At 47.4% G+C, this 14,265-nt stretch carries 27 protein-coding genes; all 27 read right to left on the bottom strand.

Annotated features, from left to right (window positions below):
• Nucleotides 1-76 precede the first annotated feature (76 nt).
• Nucleotides 77-682 carry a 30S ribosomal protein S4 gene (gene rpsD / locus GO755_RS05310; RefSeq protein WP_157583705.1) on the bottom strand — a complete coding sequence of 202 codons (606 nt, stop codon included), beginning with the start codon at nt 680-682 and terminating at the stop codon, nt 77-79.
• A gap of 79 nt (nt 683-761) precedes the next feature.
• Nucleotides 762-1,157 carry a 30S ribosomal protein S11 gene (gene rpsK, locus GO755_RS05305; protein ID WP_111350591.1) on the bottom strand — a complete coding sequence of 132 codons (396 nt, stop codon included), beginning with the start codon at nt 1,155-1,157 and terminating at the stop codon, nt 762-764.
• Between the two features lie 98 nt (nt 1,158-1,255).
• Entirely contained in the window at nt 1,256-1,633 is a 378-nt protein-coding gene (gene rpsM / locus GO755_RS05300; RefSeq protein ID WP_157583704.1) for a 30S ribosomal protein S13, read from the bottom strand.
• Between the two features lie 2 nt (nt 1,634-1,635).
• Nucleotides 1,636-1,752 carry a type B 50S ribosomal protein L36 gene (ykgO, locus tag GO755_RS05295; protein ID WP_018618719.1) on the bottom strand — a complete coding sequence of 39 codons (117 nt, stop codon included), beginning with the start codon at nt 1,750-1,752 and terminating at the stop codon, nt 1,636-1,638.
• 81 nt (nt 1,753-1,833) lie between these two features.
• Nucleotides 1,834-2,052, bottom strand: coding sequence for a translation initiation factor IF-1 (infA, locus tag GO755_RS05290; protein ID WP_009284801.1), 219 nt, complete (start codon nt 2,050-2,052; stop codon nt 1,834-1,836).
• Between the two features lie 6 nt (nt 2,053-2,058).
• Entirely contained in the window at nt 2,059-2,871 is an 813-nt protein-coding gene (map, locus tag GO755_RS05285) for a type I methionyl aminopeptidase (RefSeq protein ID WP_157583703.1), read from the bottom strand.
• Nucleotides 2,872-2,903: 32 nt separating this feature from the next.
• Nucleotides 2,904-4,223 (bottom strand): preprotein translocase subunit SecY, encoded by a 1,320-nt coding sequence (gene secY / locus GO755_RS05280; RefSeq protein ID WP_157583702.1) that lies wholly within the window; start codon nt 4,221-4,223, stop codon nt 2,904-2,906.
• 32 nt (nt 4,224-4,255) lie between these two features.
• Complete coding sequence (gene rplO / locus GO755_RS05275; protein WP_157583701.1) at nt 4,256-4,732, bottom strand: 50S ribosomal protein L15; 477 nt, start codon at nt 4,730-4,732, stop codon at nt 4,256-4,258.
• Between the two features lie 94 nt (nt 4,733-4,826).
• A complete protein-coding gene (rpmD, locus tag GO755_RS05270) occupies nt 4,827-5,006 on the bottom strand; it encodes a 50S ribosomal protein L30 (protein ID WP_046577840.1) in 180 nt (59 codons plus the stop codon).
• Nucleotides 5,007-5,024: 18 nt separating this feature from the next.
• Complete coding sequence (gene rpsE / locus GO755_RS05265; RefSeq protein WP_111346582.1) at nt 5,025-5,543, bottom strand: 30S ribosomal protein S5; 519 nt, start codon at nt 5,541-5,543, stop codon at nt 5,025-5,027.
• Between the two features lie 3 nt (nt 5,544-5,546).
• The gene (gene rplR, locus GO755_RS05260; RefSeq protein ID WP_157583700.1) at nt 5,547-5,900 is read right to left on the bottom strand and encodes a 50S ribosomal protein L18; all 354 of its coding nucleotides are present in this window, start codon (nt 5,898-5,900) and stop codon (nt 5,547-5,549) included.
• Between the two features lie 126 nt (nt 5,901-6,026).
• Complete coding sequence (rplF, locus tag GO755_RS05255; protein ID WP_157583699.1) at nt 6,027-6,584, bottom strand: 50S ribosomal protein L6; 558 nt, start codon at nt 6,582-6,584, stop codon at nt 6,027-6,029.
• A gap of 13 nt (nt 6,585-6,597) precedes the next feature.
• The gene (rpsH, locus tag GO755_RS05250; protein ID WP_157583698.1) at nt 6,598-6,996 is read right to left on the bottom strand and encodes a 30S ribosomal protein S8; all 399 of its coding nucleotides are present in this window, start codon (nt 6,994-6,996) and stop codon (nt 6,598-6,600) included.
• 90 nt (nt 6,997-7,086) lie between these two features.
• On the bottom strand, nt 7,087-7,356 hold the full coding sequence (gene rpsN / locus GO755_RS05245) for a 30S ribosomal protein S14 (protein ID WP_106137346.1): 270 nt from the start codon (nt 7,354-7,356) through the stop codon (nt 7,087-7,089).
• A gap of 23 nt (nt 7,357-7,379) precedes the next feature.
• Nucleotides 7,380-7,934, bottom strand: a complete 555-nt coding sequence (gene rplE / locus GO755_RS05240) for a 50S ribosomal protein L5 (RefSeq protein ID WP_157583697.1) — start codon at nt 7,932-7,934, stop codon at nt 7,380-7,382.
• A 15-nt stretch (nt 7,935-7,949) separates the two neighbouring features.
• Nucleotides 7,950-8,306, bottom strand: a complete 357-nt coding sequence (gene rplX / locus GO755_RS05235) for a 50S ribosomal protein L24 (protein ID WP_157583696.1) — start codon at nt 8,304-8,306, stop codon at nt 7,950-7,952.
• A 3-nt stretch (nt 8,307-8,309) separates the two neighbouring features.
• A complete protein-coding gene (rplN, locus tag GO755_RS05230) occupies nt 8,310-8,678 on the bottom strand; it encodes a 50S ribosomal protein L14 (RefSeq protein ID WP_018618706.1) in 369 nt (122 codons plus the stop codon).
• Between the two features lie 3 nt (nt 8,679-8,681).
• Nucleotides 8,682-9,047 carry a 30S ribosomal protein S17 gene (gene rpsQ, locus GO755_RS41800; protein ID WP_157583695.1) on the bottom strand — a complete coding sequence of 122 codons (366 nt, stop codon included), beginning with the start codon at nt 9,045-9,047 and terminating at the stop codon, nt 8,682-8,684.
• A 12-nt stretch (nt 9,048-9,059) separates the two neighbouring features.
• Nucleotides 9,060-9,254 (bottom strand): 50S ribosomal protein L29, encoded by a 195-nt coding sequence (rpmC, locus tag GO755_RS05220; protein ID WP_111346592.1) that lies wholly within the window; start codon nt 9,252-9,254, stop codon nt 9,060-9,062.
• A gap of 21 nt (nt 9,255-9,275) precedes the next feature.
• Nucleotides 9,276-9,707 (bottom strand): 50S ribosomal protein L16, encoded by a 432-nt coding sequence (rplP, locus tag GO755_RS05215; RefSeq protein WP_157583694.1) that lies wholly within the window; start codon nt 9,705-9,707, stop codon nt 9,276-9,278.
• 85 nt (nt 9,708-9,792) lie between these two features.
• Entirely contained in the window at nt 9,793-10,698 is a 906-nt protein-coding gene (gene rpsC, locus GO755_RS05210) for a 30S ribosomal protein S3 (protein ID WP_157583693.1), read from the bottom strand.
• A 7-nt stretch (nt 10,699-10,705) separates the two neighbouring features.
• Entirely contained in the window at nt 10,706-11,098 is a 393-nt protein-coding gene (rplV, locus tag GO755_RS05205) for a 50S ribosomal protein L22 (RefSeq protein WP_157583692.1), read from the bottom strand.
• A gap of 90 nt (nt 11,099-11,188) precedes the next feature.
• The gene (rpsS, locus tag GO755_RS05200; RefSeq protein WP_012930238.1) at nt 11,189-11,467 is read right to left on the bottom strand and encodes a 30S ribosomal protein S19; all 279 of its coding nucleotides are present in this window, start codon (nt 11,465-11,467) and stop codon (nt 11,189-11,191) included.
• Between the two features lie 9 nt (nt 11,468-11,476).
• Nucleotides 11,477-12,301, bottom strand: a complete 825-nt coding sequence (gene rplB / locus GO755_RS05195; protein WP_157583691.1) for a 50S ribosomal protein L2 — start codon at nt 12,299-12,301, stop codon at nt 11,477-11,479.
• A 30-nt stretch (nt 12,302-12,331) separates the two neighbouring features.
• Nucleotides 12,332-12,619, bottom strand: coding sequence for a 50S ribosomal protein L23 (gene rplW / locus GO755_RS05190; protein WP_012930240.1), 288 nt, complete (start codon nt 12,617-12,619; stop codon nt 12,332-12,334).
• A 2-nt stretch (nt 12,620-12,621) separates the two neighbouring features.
• The gene (rplD, locus tag GO755_RS05185; protein ID WP_157583690.1) at nt 12,622-13,251 is read right to left on the bottom strand and encodes a 50S ribosomal protein L4; all 630 of its coding nucleotides are present in this window, start codon (nt 13,249-13,251) and stop codon (nt 12,622-12,624) included.
• A gap of 3 nt (nt 13,252-13,254) precedes the next feature.
• Nucleotides 13,255-13,875, bottom strand: coding sequence for a 50S ribosomal protein L3 (gene rplC, locus GO755_RS05180; protein ID WP_157583689.1), 621 nt, complete (start codon nt 13,873-13,875; stop codon nt 13,255-13,257).
• Nucleotides 13,876-14,265: the final 390 nt, after the last annotated feature.

Below are 14,265 nucleotides of genomic sequence, written 5' to 3'. Positions count from 1 at the left end.
AAAACCAATCAACCTAAACCGTAACTTATTTATAGAAAATCCAGCAGAACCCACGAAATGAGTTCTGCTAGTAAGCTTACTTCGAATACAATTCGACGATGGCCTGCTCGTTGAAGTTCTCAGGTATCTGATCACGCTCAGGGTAGCTAATAAACTTACCCGTTAGTTGTTGAGCATCCCATTCAACCCAGTTATAACGCTTTGTGTTGCGAGCAGCTACACTTGTTGTAACCGCTTCGAGTGATTTCGACTTCTCACGAACACCAATCAATTGACCAGGTTTCAGCGAGTAAGAAGGAATATTTACCACTTCGCCATCAACAACGATGTGTTTGTGAGCTACCAACTGACGAGCAGCCCGACGAGAAGAAGCGATACCCAAACGATAAACCGTGTTATCTAAACGAGCTTCGCACAATTTGAGCAGGTTTTCACCCGTGATACCTTCGCGAACCTGTGCCCGGTGGAACAGTGCACGGAACTGACGTTCCAGGATACCATAGGTATATTTTACTTTCTGCTTTTCCAGCAGTTGGAGTGCATATTCGGACTGTTTCCGTTTGCGACCCCGACCGTGCATACCCGGTCCGTAATTTTTCTTCTGGAGCGCTTTGCTCGGCCCCATCACGGGTTCGCCGAACTTGCGCGAGATTTTGGCTTTTGGCCCAATGTAACGTGCCATTCTTCAATGAATGAATAATTGTGAAACAATGGACAGACACAACTAAATGTCGCCTGCCCCTATTCATGCCATCCGTAAATTATACGCGACGACGTTTTGGCGGCCGACACCCATTGTGCGGCAGCGGGGTAATATCACGAATCGTTGTTACTTCGATACCTGAATTCTGAATGGTGCGGATCGCCGACTCACGACCTGATCCTGGACCTTTCACGAATACTTCTGCTTTACGCATTCCCAAATCATGGGCAACGGTAGCACAGTTTTGAGCGGCTGTTTGTGCAGCATAGGGTGTATTTTTCTTTGAGCCGCGAAAGCCCATTTTACCCGCCGATGCCCAGGAAATAACCTGGCCGTTCATGTTGGTGATCGAAATGATGATGTTGTTAAACGTAGCCCGGATGTGTACCTGACCAACGGGTTCAACAACTACCACTCGCTTTTTCGCTTTGTCTTTGCGTTTTGCTTGAGCCATTGTTTGTAGGTAATCGTCAATGTGCCACCGGTAACATTACTTGCCATTCAACTATAAATGACCTCAAATGCTCCTTATGACGATGAGCGACCGATTAATTATTTCGTTACTTTCTTCTTGTTAGCAACAGTCTTACGTTTCCCTTTCCGGGTACGTGAGTTATTTTTCGTGTGCTGGCCACGAACCGGTAACCCTTTCCGGTGACGCAAACCCCGGTAGCAACCGATGTCCATCAAACGTTTGATGCTCAACTGAACTTCTGAACGTAACTGACCTTCCACTTTGTATTCGTTCGAGATCGCGTTACGTACTGCACTCGCTTCTTCGTCCGTCCACTCATTGGCTTTCTTGTCAACACTGATACCAGCGTCGGTCAGGATTTTCTTAGCCCGGCTACGACCGATGCCGTAGATGTACGTCAGCGCGATTTCACCACGCTTCTTGTCTGGAATATCAACACCTGCAATACGTGCCATGCTTAGCCTTGTCTTTGTTTGTAACGGGGATTCTTTTTGTTGATCACGTACAGCTTCCCTTTCCGCCGGATCACTTTGCAGTCTTCACTGCGCTTTTTGATGGACGCTTTAACTTTCATGATTTAAAAGTTTGCAGTTTATAGTTTGTGGTTTTAATTATCCATTTTGCAACGTCGAATTATGAACCACAAACCACAAACTTATTTGTATCGGTACACAATCCTTGCCTTACTTAAGTCGTAAGGCGACATTTCTAATTTTACGCGATCTCCGGGCAAAATCTTGATGTAGTTCATCCGCATTTTGCCGGAGATATGAGCAATTACTTCATGCTTGTTGGCCAATTCGACCCGGAACATCGCATTCGATAATGCCTCCAAAATCACACCGTCTTGTTCTATTGAATTCTGCTTTGCCATGTTGCTTTAAGCCGCCATCAGTTCCTGTGTATCGACCATCAGGCTAGTATTCGCGGTGACTGCTTCGATGTATTCAAAGGTGGTTAAAATCTCAGCTTTTCCTTTCCGTACGGCCACTGTGTGTTCAAAGTGAGCCGAAGGTTTGCGGTCAACTGTCCGAATAGTCCAGCCATCGCGTTCCTGGACAACCCCTTTCTTACCGAAGTTAATCATTGGCTCAATCGCCAAAATCATACCTTCCCGTAATTTAGGACCCTGACCTCGCTTTCCGTAGTTTGGTACCTCAGGAGCTTCGTGCAGGTTCTGACCAACGCCATGACCAACTAATTCCCGGACTACAGAATAACCGAATTTCTCGGTGTAGGTCTGAATTGCATAACCAATATCACCCACTCGATTCCCTTCTATCGCTTGGCCTAATCCAAGATAAAGCGACTCTTTTGTACGACTTAGCAATCGACGAACGGCTGGACTAACATCACCAACAGGGTACGTATAGGCGCTATCGCTATGATAGCCATTCAGTTTAACACCGCAGTCAATCGAGATGATATCTCCATCGCGAAGCTCGTAACGGCTCGGAAACCCATGAACCACTACATCATTGACAGAAATACAGAGTGAAGCCGGAAACTTATTATAACCTAAGAACGATGGAATGCCACCATTATCCTTTATAAACGTTTCTGCAACGATGTCCAGTTCCTTTGTGGTAATACCAGGCCGGATAAGTTTTGCCACTTCGGCATGTGCTTTCCCAAGAACCTGAGCACTGATTTTTATCAAAGCAATTTCTTCATCGCTTCTATAAAAAATCATTTTATCCTTTTTGTCAGAACCAGCCATTTCAATTAAGCTGCTACAGTCTCGCTGCTCGTTCGTCCTTGTACGCGACCTGATTTCATCAGACCTTCGTACCGACGCATGAGTAGGTAACTTTCTACTTGCTGAAGCGTATCCAATACAACACCAACCATGATCAACAGTGACGTACCACCGAAGAATTGTGCAAATCCGCTAGTCATTCCCAATAGATTGGCAATAGCTGGTAGAATCGCTACAATAGCCAGCATAACAGCACCAGGCAATGTAATTCGGTCAAGTACTGTGCCAATGTATTCAGATGTCTGAAGACCTGGTTTCACACCTGGAATGAACCCTCCACTACGTTTCATATCATCGGCAATCTGAACGGGGTTAACCGAGATAGCTGTGTAGAAGAACGTAAAGATGATGATCAACAACGCAAACAGAACATTGTACTGCCAGGTAGTGTAACTCTGGAATGCATTTTGAACGCCCGCTGCGAAGTCACTTTTTTCAGCGAACAACCCGGCTACATACGTTGGAATGAACATTAACGCCTGAGCAAAAATGATAGGCATGACACCTGCTGCATTCAACTTTAGTGGCAAGTACTGCCGTTGTCCACCCACAACCTTATTCCCGATGACCTGCTTAGCGTACTGAATTGGAATACGACGCACAGCTTGAGTCAATACAACAGCACCCATGACAACAAAATACAGAGCAACGATCTCCAGTACGAAAATCAGAATACCACCTGAACCTCTCGATTGTTGCTCACCGATAATGGCACCTGGAAGCCGGGATACAATCCCGATCATGATGATCATGGAAATCCCGTTACCAATACCTTTGTCTGTAATCCGTTCGCCCAACCACATACAGAAAATTGTGCCTGCTGTTAGAACGAATAAGGATGAGATGGTGAATAATCCTCGATCGATTAACAATGCTTCTTGTGGAATTGTCGTACGAACGTAGGTGATAGCCTGTACAGCCGTTACACCAATTGTGAGTATCCGCGTAATCTGGTTCAGCCGTTTACGTCCTGACTCCCCTTCCTTCTGCATTTTCTGGAAGTAGGGAAGAGCCAGTGTCAGTAACTGAATAGCAATCGATGCCGAAATATATGGCATGATGCCCAATGCAAAAATCGAAGCCTTACTGAACGCACCACCTAAAAAGGTGTCCAACAAACCGAGCAATCCCTGCGGATTAAGGTTCAGTTTCTGGGGGTCAACGCCTGGTAGGACAATGGCCGAACCGAGACGAAACGCCGTAATGAACAACAGCGTGTTGAGGATTCGACTCCGCAACTCGTCAATTGCAAAAATATTCTTAAACGTGGTGATGAGTCGGTTCATAAAAGTAGATCGGTCTTTGCCGTGCTCACAACTTAGTTAGCTGCTTCTTCTTTCGCTTCTTTTGTAGGCACAATTGCCTTACCGCCTGCTTTTTCAATTGCGTCTTTCGCGCTAGCCGAGAAAGCGTGGGCATGGATTTCAACAGCGGTGGTCAATTCACCTCGGCTCAATACTTTAACAAGATCTTTCTTGCTTACCAGACCATGCTGGAGCAGGAATTCCATGTCAACGACTGTTGCCTTGGTTTCATCAACCAGCGCTTGGATAGCGTCTAGGTTGAGAGGTTTATATTCGACGCGGTTAATATTCTTGAAGCCGAACTTAGGCACGCGACGTTGAAGTGGCATCTGACCACCTTCGAAGTGTGTCTTACGACTATAACCTGAGCGCGACTGCGCTCCTTTGTGACCACGCGTAGACGTTCCGCCCATGCCTGATCCCTGCCCGCGTCCGACTCGCTTGCGCTCTCTGACGGAACCTTTTGCCGGTCTAAGGTTGCTTAAATTCATTGCTATGTTAATAAAAAGTGATTCTTCTGGCTTGTCAACTCGTCTCTAACGCAGGGTTACAGCGGCCTGAAAACCAAAAGAATCGCAAAGATACTTAAATTTCTTCAACTTTCACTAGGTGCTGCACCTTATTGATTGCACCTTTCAGCGCGTCATTATATTCTAGTTCGACGCTGCGGTTGATTTTGCCCAAGCCCAATGACTTGATAGCGTTCTTTTGAGATAGCGGCCGTTTAATGGTGCTGCTGACCTGCGTGATGCGTACTCGTGCCATGTCTGTTGCTCCGTTTAATTAACCGTTAAATACTTTTGCCAAACTTACCTGACGTTGGAAAGCGACCTGGTGAGGTAACCGCATTTTCAGCAGCGCATCAAGAGTAGCTTTTACAACGTTGTGAGGATTTGATGATCCTTTCGATTTTGCCAGGATATCGTGAATACCAGCCGATTCAAGAACGGCCCGCATAGCACCACCAGCAATTACGCCAGTACCTGGAGATGCTGGTTTCAGCAGGACAAAACCACCGCTGAATTTACCTTCCATTTCGTGAGGAATCGTACGCTTCAAAAGAGGAACCTGCACCAGGTTTTTCTTAGCGTCTTCTACTCCTTTGGCAATCGCATCTGTTACTTCATTGGCTTTGCCTAATCCGTAACCAACGACACCGTTACCGTCTCCGACGACGACAATCGCCGAGAAACTGAATCGGCGACCACCTTTTACCACCTTCGCTACGCGGTTAATGGCTACAACCTTTTCCTTTAGGTCGGCTTCGTTAAATTTTGTCGGTCTTGCTGAATTGATGTTCATCGCTTAGAACTTAAGGCCACCCTCGCGGGCTGCATCGGCCAGTGCTTTTACTTTACCGTGATATAAGTAGCCATTGCGGTCAAACACAGCTGCGCTGATGTTCTGAGCAATTGCTTTTTCAGCTAACCGCTGACCTACTTTCTTCGCTGTTTCGAGGGTGTTACCTTCGATTTCGCTTTTCAACTCAACAGACGATGCTGCTGCCAGAGTATGACCGGCTACGTCATCAATAAGTTGTGCGTAAATGCCCGTGTTAGAACGGAAAACGGATAGACGGGGACGTTCGGCTGTACCGGATACTTTCGCCCGGATACCAAACTTAATCCGCTGTCTTCTTTCTTGTTTTGTAGTTGCCATGTTATTTGATTCCGACCAAATAGGCGTTTAAATGTTTCAAGTTCTTTATTCAAAGTTTCAAGTTTGCTTCTATTTGTTCCTAAAAGAAACATAAAGCCTTGAGCTTGAAACCTTGAACTAAAAACGCTATTTCTTAGACGAAGATTTACCTGCTTTCCGGCGAACTTGCTCACCAATGAAGCGGATACCTTTGCCTTTATACGGCTCAACTTTACGGAGTGAACGGATTTTAGCCGCTACATCGCCAAGAAGTTGTTTGTCTGAGCCTTCCAGATATACTTTCGGATTCTGACCTTTTTCAGTTACAGCCGTTACCTTGATTTCTTCTGGAACTGCTACGTACACATTGTGTGAGTAGCCAAGTTGCAATTCAAGAACATTGTTGGCAACTGATGCTTTGTAACCTACCCCAATAACTTCGAGGTTAAGTTTAAAGCCTTCGCTAACGCCCAATACCATATTGCTAACCAGCGAACGATACAGACCGTGCAGTGCTTTGTGGCGTTTCTGCTCCGTTGGACGGGACACTTGAATCTGGCCTTCTTCGACTGCTACCGAAATGTCCGGGTCAACCGTTTGGTGCAGGGTGCCTTTAGGCCCTTTTACCGTAACGACGTTTTGGTCGTTGACAGACAACGTTACGTTGCTGGGTAGGGCGATGGGTTTCTTACCTATGCGTGACATCGTTCAGTTCGGATTAATATACGTAACACAATACTTCTCCACCAACGTTCAGCGTCTTCGCTTCTTTATCGGTCATCACACCTTTTGAGGTCGAGATGATAGCAACACCCAGGCCATTTAAGATACGTGGCAGATGATCGGCTCCCCGATACTGACGTAAGCCTGGCCGGCTGATCCGTTGCAGGTCAACGATAGCGGACTGCTTCGTTGTAGGATTGTACTTCAAAGCAATTTTGATGGTGCCTTGTGCAGTGCTATCGTCGAACTTATAGTTCTGGATAAACCCTTTGTCGTACAAAACTTTGGTAATTTCTTTCTTTATATTGGAAGCAGGGATCTCCACTACCCGGTGCTTTGCCCGGATGGCATTTCTAACGCGGGTTAGAAAATCTGCTATTGGATCTGTATTCATTCTTAGCGTTGCGTTACTTGCAAACTTCTCTTTTTGAGAAAGTTCGCAAAATTACGGAAACTGAATTACAAAGAGAAATGGAATCTGGAATTACCAGCTTGCTTTAGTTACACCTGGAATTTTACCCGCTGATGCCATTTCCCGGAAGGTTACCCGCGAAATACCAAACTTGCGCATATAGCCCCGAGGACGACCTGTTAGTTTGCAACGATTGTGCAGACGAACTGGCGATGCATTTTTAGGGAGCTTATCCAGACCGATGTAATCACCAGCAGCTTTCAGAGCAGCCCGTTTCGTAGCATATTTGGCAACTAACGCTTCGCGTTTCCGTTCCCGTGCTTTGATTGATTCTTTTGCCATTGTCTTAGCCTTTGTGTCGGTTGTTATTTACCACTTTTAGCAAACGGCATGCCCATTGCTTTCAACAACTCATAGCTTTCGTTGTCGGTGTTAGCTGTCGTCACAAATGTGATGTCCATTCCCGAAATACGAGCTACTTTTTCGATGCTAATCTCTGGGAAGATAATCTGCTCCTGCACGCCGAACGTGTAGTTGCCACGGCCATCGAACCCTTTATCGCTAATGCCTTTGAAGTCACGAACACGTGGCAACGATACTGTTGTCAGGCGATCCATAAATTCATACATTTTCTCACCACGTAAGGTCACTTTCGCACCAATAGGCATTTTCTCCCGCAGTTTGAAGTTAGAAACCGCTTTTTTCGACATAGTCGCAACGGCTTTCTGACCCGTGATGGTCGTCAATTCTTCGACGCCCACGTCAACCAATTTCTTATCGGCGACAGCGGCTCCAATACCTTTATTGATGACAATTTTGCTCAAGCGGGGTACTTGCATAACCGACTTGTATTGAAACTTGTCCTTCAACTGAGGTACGACTTCGCTTAAATATTTTTCTTTCAGTCTTGGCGTTGCCATTCTCTTAGACCTTTATTATTTACGGACGTCAGGGATGAAGTTGCCGGTCTTTTTCGAGAACCGTTGCAGTTTACCCTTTTCATTCAACTTACGACCCGTACGGGTAGGTTCGCCGGTAGCGGGGTCAACCAGTTTCAGATTACTGATGTGGATTGAACCTTCCGTTTTTTCCAGACTTCCCTGCGGATTCGAAGCCGTTGGCTTCAGGTGTTTGGTAATCATAGCCACCCCTTCAACACGGGCACGATCTTTTTCTACAATTACTTCTTTCACCACACCGCGCTGACCTTTCGAGTTACCACCAATCACGACGACCGTATCGCCCGTCTTGATGTGGAATTTGTGTGTCGGTAGCGTTATTTTCTTCTCCATTGCTTACAATACCTCTGGGGCTAACGATACGATTTTCATAAACTGCTTCTCGCGCAATTCGCGGGCTACAGGTCCAAAAATCCGAGTACCACGTGGCTCATCGTTGTTGTTGAGCAACACAGCTGCGTTGTCTTCGAAACGGATGTACGAACCATCTTTCCGGCGTACTTCCTTTTTTGTCCGAACAACCACGGCTTTCGAAACCGTACCTTTTTTCATACTGCTGGACGACAGGGCTTGCTTCACTGTCACGACAATCTTGTCACCGACCGATGCATACCGTTTGCCCGTACCGCCCAGGACTCGGATAACCAGCACTTCTTTTGCGCCACTGTTATCGGCTACTCCTAATCTTGATTCTTGCTGTACCATGGCTTACTTCGCTTTTTCGATGATTTCGACTAACCGCCAACGTTTATTTTTGCTCAATGGGCGGGTTTCCATTACGCGAACTGTGTCGCCGATACCACACTCATTTTTCTCGTCATGAACCGTCAATTTTTTGGTCTTGTTCATGAACTTGCCATACATCGGGTGTTTCACTTTGCGATCAATCGCAACTGTGATTGTTTTCTGCATTTTATTGCTGGTCACCCGCCCGATACGCTCTTTACGTGCGTTACGCTCCGATGCCGATTTCGCTTCGCTCGTTGCAGGAACGGCTGCCTTCGGCTGTTCTGTTGCTGCTGCCGCTGGGGTTGTTACTTCCTCCTGCGGTGCTGGTGCTTGTTGCTCTTCCATCGTCGTGTCTTATTAGGCTTGCCGCGATTTAACTGTCAGTTCTGTGTGCAGGCGAGCAATCCGTTTGCGGCTCTCGCGGATGCGCATGGGGTTCTCGATTGGAGACACAGCATGAGCAAACTTCAGTTTCAGCAGGCGATCCTGTTCCGCACCGATTTCAGTACGTAAGGCATCCGCCGACAATCCTTTCAAATCTTCTTTTTTCATCTTGTTCGTCGCTTAGGGATACTACTCTTCGCCTTGCTCCTGATAATCGCGCCGGACTACAAACTTGGTCCGAACGGGCAACTTCTGAGCGGCTAAGCGAAGGGCTTCCATACCCGTTGCTAAATCAACTCCCGTTGTTTCGAACATAATCGTGCCGGGTTTCACTACGGCTACCCAGTATTCGGGAGCACCTTTACCTTTACCCATCCGTACTTCAGCCGGTTTCTTGGTGATCGGCTTGTCTGGGAAAATACGAATCCAAACCTGGCCTTCACGTTTCATGGCCCGGGTTACGGAAATACGAGCGGCTTCAATCTGGCGGGCGGTAATCCGACCTGGTTCCAATGATTTGATAGCGAACGTACCGAAAGAGATCTCATGACCGCGCGATGCGATACCTGGAATCCTTCCTTTATGCTGTTTACGGAATTTAGTTCTTTTTGGCTGTAACATTAGCTCTAAAAGTTGGAGTCGATAGTGGTTAGTCGATAGTCGTTAGAATTACTGACGACTGTCGACTGCCAACTGACGACTAAGTTTATCGTCTTGGTCCACCTTGACCACCACCACGGTTGCCACCTTGACCACCGCCCCGGTTACCGCCCTGGCCACCACCACGATTGGCACCTGGAGCGCCACCGCGATTGCCACCCTGGCCGCCCCGATCGTTACCACCGCGGTCACCACGACCACGACCGCCCCGATCGTTGCCATCACGGTCGCCACGAGGGCCCCGACGATCACCACGGTCGTTAGCAGATGCTGTACGTTCTCCGGCTTGTGCCTGGCTCATCATTGCTGATGGAGACAGATCACGTTTGCCATAAACTTCGCCTTTGAAAATCCACACTTTGATGCCGATTTTACCGTAAACGGTTTGGGCTTCAGAGATAGCATAATCGATATCAGCGCGGAGTGTATGAAGAGGTACACGACCTTCTTTATATTGCTCTGAGCGGGCAATTTCAGCGCCACCTAAACGACCCGATACCTTTACTTTGATACCTTGAGCACCTACGCGGAGAGCTGACTGGATAGCCTGCTTCATGGCACGACGGAACGAAATACGAGCCTGTAATTGCTGAGCAATAGCTTCGCCAACAAGTTTAGCATCGATTTCTGGCCGTTTGATTTCGAAGATGTTGATCTGGACATCTTTGCCCGTGATCTTTTTCAATTCTTCTTTAATCTTATCGACCTCGCCACCGCCTTTACCGATTACAATACCCGGACGGGCTGTGTGAATCGTGAGAGTAACCCGTTTCAGGGTACGCTCGATAACTACCCGAGCAATGGCTCCTTTCGGAATACGGGCTGCTACGTATTTGCGGATTTTCTCGTCTTCAACGAGTTTATCAGCAAACTCTTTGCCGCCGTACCAGCTCGATTCCCAGCCCCGAACAATACCAAGTCGCAGGCCAACTGGATTTATTTTTTGTCCCATTTCTTAATTATTGTTCGTTTTCAGGGGTTTCTGCTTCTGCTGCCGTCAACACAGATTGCGCTGCGCTGTCAACCACGATTGTGATATGATTTGACCGCTTCCGAATCCGGTGACCACGACCTTGTGGAGCTGGACGTAGACGCTTCAGCATCGGACCTCCATCAACAAAAACCGTTTTCACATAAAGATCAGCGTCTTCGATGCGCTCATCTTCATTTTTCTGTTGCCAGTTGGCAACGGCCGATAAAAGCACTTTCTGCAATACACCGGCACCAGCCTGTGGCTGATATTTTAACAGACCCAACGCCCGACTAACACGCTGACCACGAATGAGGTCGGCGATTATCCGCATCTTACGGGGCGACGTGGGCACATCTTTAAGTTTCGCTACTGCTTCCATTTTGGAATTGTGAGTTGTAGAGTCGTATAGTTATCGAGTTTGTTAGTGTGCATAAGCCAACTACATGACTTTCAACTATACAAGCTCAGTTTATCGTTTGCCCTTGTCTTTCTTTGCGGTGTGCCCCCGGAAGTTGCGCGTTGGTGAAAATTCACCGAGCTTGTGGCCTACCATGTTTTCCGTTACATAAACCGGGATAAACTTGTTGCCGTTGTGAACAGCGAAGGTGTGGCCTACGAAATCCGGCGAAATCATCGAACGACGCGACCAGGTTTTGATGACCGATTTCTTGCCCGAATCATTCTGAGCCTGAACTTTATTGTCCAGACGGAAATCAATATATGGGCCTTTTTTGAGTGAACGTGCCATTGTTATCTGTTACTTTTTGCGTCGGCTAATAATCATGCTTTCAGATGCCTTGTTCTTGTTTCGGGTCTTCTGACCTTTAGCGAACTGGCCATTGCGTGAGCGTGGGTGACCACCGGAAGCCCGGCCTTCACCACCACCCATTGGGTGATCGACAGGGTTCATCACCACAGCACGAACGCGTGGGCGACGACCTAACCAACGGTTCCGGCCGGCTTTGCCTACGACAACGTTCATGTGGTCGGGATTGGATACCGAACCAACCGTTGCCATACCAGCACTTAATACCCGGCGAGTTTCGCCCGAAGGAAGACGCAGGATAGCGTACTTATCTTCACGACCAACTAACTGAGCGTATGTGCCTGCTGAACGAGCCATTGCACCACCTTTACCTGGTGTCAACTCGATGTTGTGAACGATGGTACCGATTGGCATCAGAGCCAGTGGCAGGGCATTACCAACATCTGGTGTTGAGCCTTCGCCCGACTGAATCGTCTGGCCAACGGTGATACCCTGAGGGGCAATGATGTAGCGTTTTTCGCCGTCAGCATATTGCACCAAAGAGATGCGGGCTGAACGGTTTGGATCGTATTCTACAGTCAAAACTTCGGCAGGTTGGCCGACTTTGTCGCGCTTGAAGTCAATAATACGGTAGTGCCGCTTATGACCTCCTCCAATGTAGCGCATAGTGCGGTGACCTTCGTTATTACGGCCCCCGGTTCTCTTAATGGGCTCCAGCAGACTTTTTTCTGGCTTGGAGGCTGTTATTTCCGCAAAGTCGGGTGCCACGCGAAAACGTGTACTCGGCGTTATTGGTCTTAGTTTTTTAACTCCCATGACTGATTAATTGGTAGAGCAATGCTCGGTTTACAGGTCAGCGTAGATATCAATTACTTCGCCTTCTGCCACCGTTACAATTGCTTTCTTAGTGGTTGGGGTCTTGCCCGATACAACACGTCCGTTGATGTTCTTGCTGCGTTTCTTTCCGTAAACCCGGAATGTGTTGACAGCCTCAACGTTTACGCCGTACATTTTCTCGATGGCTTTGCCAATTTCGAGTTTGTTGGCTTTTAGTTCAACCTCAAAAGCATACTTCCCTTGCTTGTTAAGGCCCGTCATTTTTTCAGTGACGATTGGTCGTTTCAGTACGCTCATGATTATTTTTCGAACAACGTTTGGATGGTTGACAGCGCTTCTTCGCTAATGAGCAGTTGGTCAGCGTTCATCAGATCGTAGGTGTTTACCTGCGAAGCTGTGGTCACTTTCGCTTTCTGCACGTTCCGGCTCGACAAGACAACATTTGTGTTTACGTCGGGCAGAATCAGCAGCGTTTTGCGACCCGTCAGGTTAAGATCACTCAGGAATTGAATGTAATCTTTCGTGCGGGGAGCTTCCAGCGTGATGCTGTCGATAACTGAAATCTTCTCAGCTTTTGCTTTTACAGCGTAAGCAGACTGGCGGGCCAGCGACTTCACTTTTTTGTTCAGTTTGAAGCTATAATCCCGGGGGCGAGGTCCGAAAATTGTACCACCACCAACAAATACAGGTGATTTGGCACTACCGGCGCGAGCACCCCCCGTACCTTTTTGCTTCTTCAGTTTGCGAGTTGAGTGCGCATTTTCAGCACGCTCTTTCGCTTTGTGCGTTCCCTGACGTTGGTTGGCCAGGTATTGTTTCACGTCGAGGTAAATCGCGTGTTGGTTTGGCTCGATGCCGAAAACCTCCTCCGGAAGGGTGACCTTTTTGCCTGTGTCTACGCCCTTGCTGTTATATACGATTACTTCCATGGCCTATTTCTCAATAATAACGTATGAATTTTTAGCTCCGGGAACTGAACCGCTAACAACGAGCAGGTTTTGCTCAGGCAGAATACGCAGAATGCGCAGGTTTTGCACCTTCACGCGATTACCGCCCATCCGACCAGCCATACGAAGACCTTTGAACACGCGCGATGGGAACGAGCAGGCACCGATCGAACCTGGGTGACGACCCCGGTTGTGCTGACCATGCGTTTGACCGCCTACACCACCGAATCCATGACGTTTCACAACGCCTTGGAAACCACGACCTTTAGCTGTTCCAACTACGTCAACGAAGTCGGCTTCAGTAAATACGTCGGCTACCGTAAGGGTTTCACCTAAATTAAGCTCTTGTGTGAATTCTTTGAATTCAACCAGTTTGCGCTTAGGTGTGGTACCAGCTTTTTTGAAGTGGCCCAACTCCGGCTTGTTACTGTGCTTTTCTTTTTTGTCGCCATAACCCAGCTGCACAGCTGTGTAGCCATCTTTCTCGAGGCTACGAACTTGAGTTACAACACAGGGACCCGTCTCAATCACTGTACATGCCAGAGCCTGCCCGTCCGCATTGTACACGCTGGTCATCCCGATTTTCTTGCCAATTAAACCAGACATTTGTGTTTGTTTAAAGTAAGCAGGTAAAAAATAGGTACTGTTTTTCCTTATCGGACTTTCCGAATCGGGCCGCAAAATTAGACAAATATTTAGATGAATCCTATATCTGCTTAACAATCAGCCCAAAAACAACATAAAAAAAGGTCGGGCGCGTTGCACCTGACCTTAAATGGCAGACAAAGCCGTGCAATGCAAGGTTTGTTTGCGAAAAAGTCAGATGTGGTTTCCTTACGGACCTTCACCCTCGTATGTCGTTAGACTCGATGTTCCGAGTTTGGGAGTGCAAAAGTATGAAATAATTAGGAGAAACAGAAAAATTATTTTAAAGAATGTTTGGGCATGGTTTTAAGAAGTATTCTGGTAGTGTTCGGTAATGAATTCTTCGATCGC

This window comes from Spirosoma arboris, from assembly GCF_009754945.1.
In the GTDB taxonomy this organism is placed as follows: domain Bacteria; phylum Bacteroidota; class Bacteroidia; order Cytophagales; family Spirosomataceae; genus Spirosoma; species Spirosoma arboris.
Note: the sequence above shows the minus strand (reverse complement) of the source record. Positions and strands in the feature narration are given on the sequence as shown.

Excerpts from the sequence above, each read along its gene's own strand:
- rpsD (WP_157583705.1), bottom strand. The coding sequence starts at position 682 with ATGGCACGTTACATTGGGCCAAAAGCCAAAATCTCGCGCAAGTTCGGC.
- rpsK (WP_111350591.1), bottom strand. The coding sequence starts at position 1,157 with ATGGCTCAAGCAAAACGCAAAGACAAAGCGAAAAAGCGAGTGGTAGTT.
- rpsM (WP_157583704.1), bottom strand. The coding sequence starts at position 1,633 with ATGGCACGTATTGCAGGTGTTGATATTCCAGACAAGAAGCGTGGTGAA.
- ykgO (WP_018618719.1), bottom strand. The coding sequence starts at position 1,752 with ATGAAAGTTAAAGCGTCCATCAAAAAGCGCAGTGAAGACTGCAAAGTG.
- infA (WP_009284801.1), bottom strand. The coding sequence starts at position 2,052 with ATGGCAAAGCAGAATTCAATAGAACAAGACGGTGTGATTTTGGAGGCA.
- map (WP_157583703.1), bottom strand. The coding sequence starts at position 2,871 with ATGATTTTTTATAGAAGCGATGAAGAAATTGCTTTGATAAAAATCAGT.
- secY (WP_157583702.1), bottom strand. The coding sequence starts at position 4,223 with ATGAACCGACTCATCACCACGTTTAAGAATATTTTTGCAATTGACGAG.
- rplO (WP_157583701.1), bottom strand. The coding sequence starts at position 4,732 with ATGAATTTAAGCAACCTTAGACCGGCAAAAGGTTCCGTCAGAGAGCGC.
- rpmD (WP_046577840.1), bottom strand. The coding sequence starts at position 5,006 with ATGGCACGAGTACGCATCACGCAGGTCAGCAGCACCATTAAACGGCCG.
- rpsE (WP_111346582.1), bottom strand. The coding sequence starts at position 5,543 with ATGAACATCAATTCAGCAAGACCGACAAAATTTAACGAAGCCGACCTA.
- rplR (WP_157583700.1), bottom strand. The coding sequence starts at position 5,900 with ATGGCAACTACAAAACAAGAAAGAAGACAGCGGATTAAGTTTGGTATC.
- rplF (WP_157583699.1), bottom strand. The coding sequence starts at position 6,584 with ATGTCACGCATAGGTAAGAAACCCATCGCCCTACCCAGCAACGTAACG.
- rpsH (WP_157583698.1), bottom strand. The coding sequence starts at position 6,996 with ATGAATACAGATCCAATAGCAGATTTTCTAACCCGCGTTAGAAATGCC.
- rpsN (WP_106137346.1), bottom strand. The coding sequence starts at position 7,356 with ATGGCAAAAGAATCAATCAAAGCACGGGAACGGAAACGCGAAGCGTTA.
- rplE (WP_157583697.1), bottom strand. The coding sequence starts at position 7,934 with ATGGCAACGCCAAGACTGAAAGAAAAATATTTAAGCGAAGTCGTACCT.
- rplX (WP_157583696.1), bottom strand. The coding sequence starts at position 8,306 with ATGGAGAAGAAAATAACGCTACCGACACACAAATTCCACATCAAGACG.
- rplN (WP_018618706.1), bottom strand. The coding sequence starts at position 8,678 with ATGGTACAGCAAGAATCAAGATTAGGAGTAGCCGATAACAGTGGCGCA.
- rpsQ (WP_157583695.1), bottom strand. The coding sequence starts at position 9,047 with ATGGAAGAGCAACAAGCACCAGCACCGCAGGAGGAAGTAACAACCCCA.
- rpmC (WP_111346592.1), bottom strand. The coding sequence starts at position 9,254 with ATGAAAAAAGAAGATTTGAAAGGATTGTCGGCGGATGCCTTACGTACT.
- rplP (WP_157583694.1), bottom strand. The coding sequence starts at position 9,707 with ATGTTACAGCCAAAAAGAACTAAATTCCGTAAACAGCATAAAGGAAGG.
- rpsC (WP_157583693.1), bottom strand. The coding sequence starts at position 10,698 with ATGGGACAAAAAATAAATCCAGTTGGCCTGCGACTTGGTATTGTTCGG.
- rplV (WP_157583692.1), bottom strand. The coding sequence starts at position 11,098 with ATGGAAGCAGTAGCGAAACTTAAAGATGTGCCCACGTCGCCCCGTAAG.
- rpsS (WP_012930238.1), bottom strand. The coding sequence starts at position 11,467 with ATGGCACGTTCACTCAAAAAAGGCCCATATATTGATTTCCGTCTGGAC.
- rplB (WP_157583691.1), bottom strand. The coding sequence starts at position 12,301 with ATGGGAGTTAAAAAACTAAGACCAATAACGCCGAGTACACGTTTTCGC.
- rplW (WP_012930240.1), bottom strand. The coding sequence starts at position 12,619 with ATGAGCGTACTGAAACGACCAATCGTCACTGAAAAAATGACGGGCCTT.
- rplD (WP_157583690.1), bottom strand. The coding sequence starts at position 13,251 with ATGGAAGTAATCGTATATAACAGCAAGGGCGTAGACACAGGCAAAAAG.
- rplC (WP_157583689.1), bottom strand. The coding sequence starts at position 13,875 with ATGTCTGGTTTAATTGGCAAGAAAATCGGGATGACCAGCGTGTACAAT.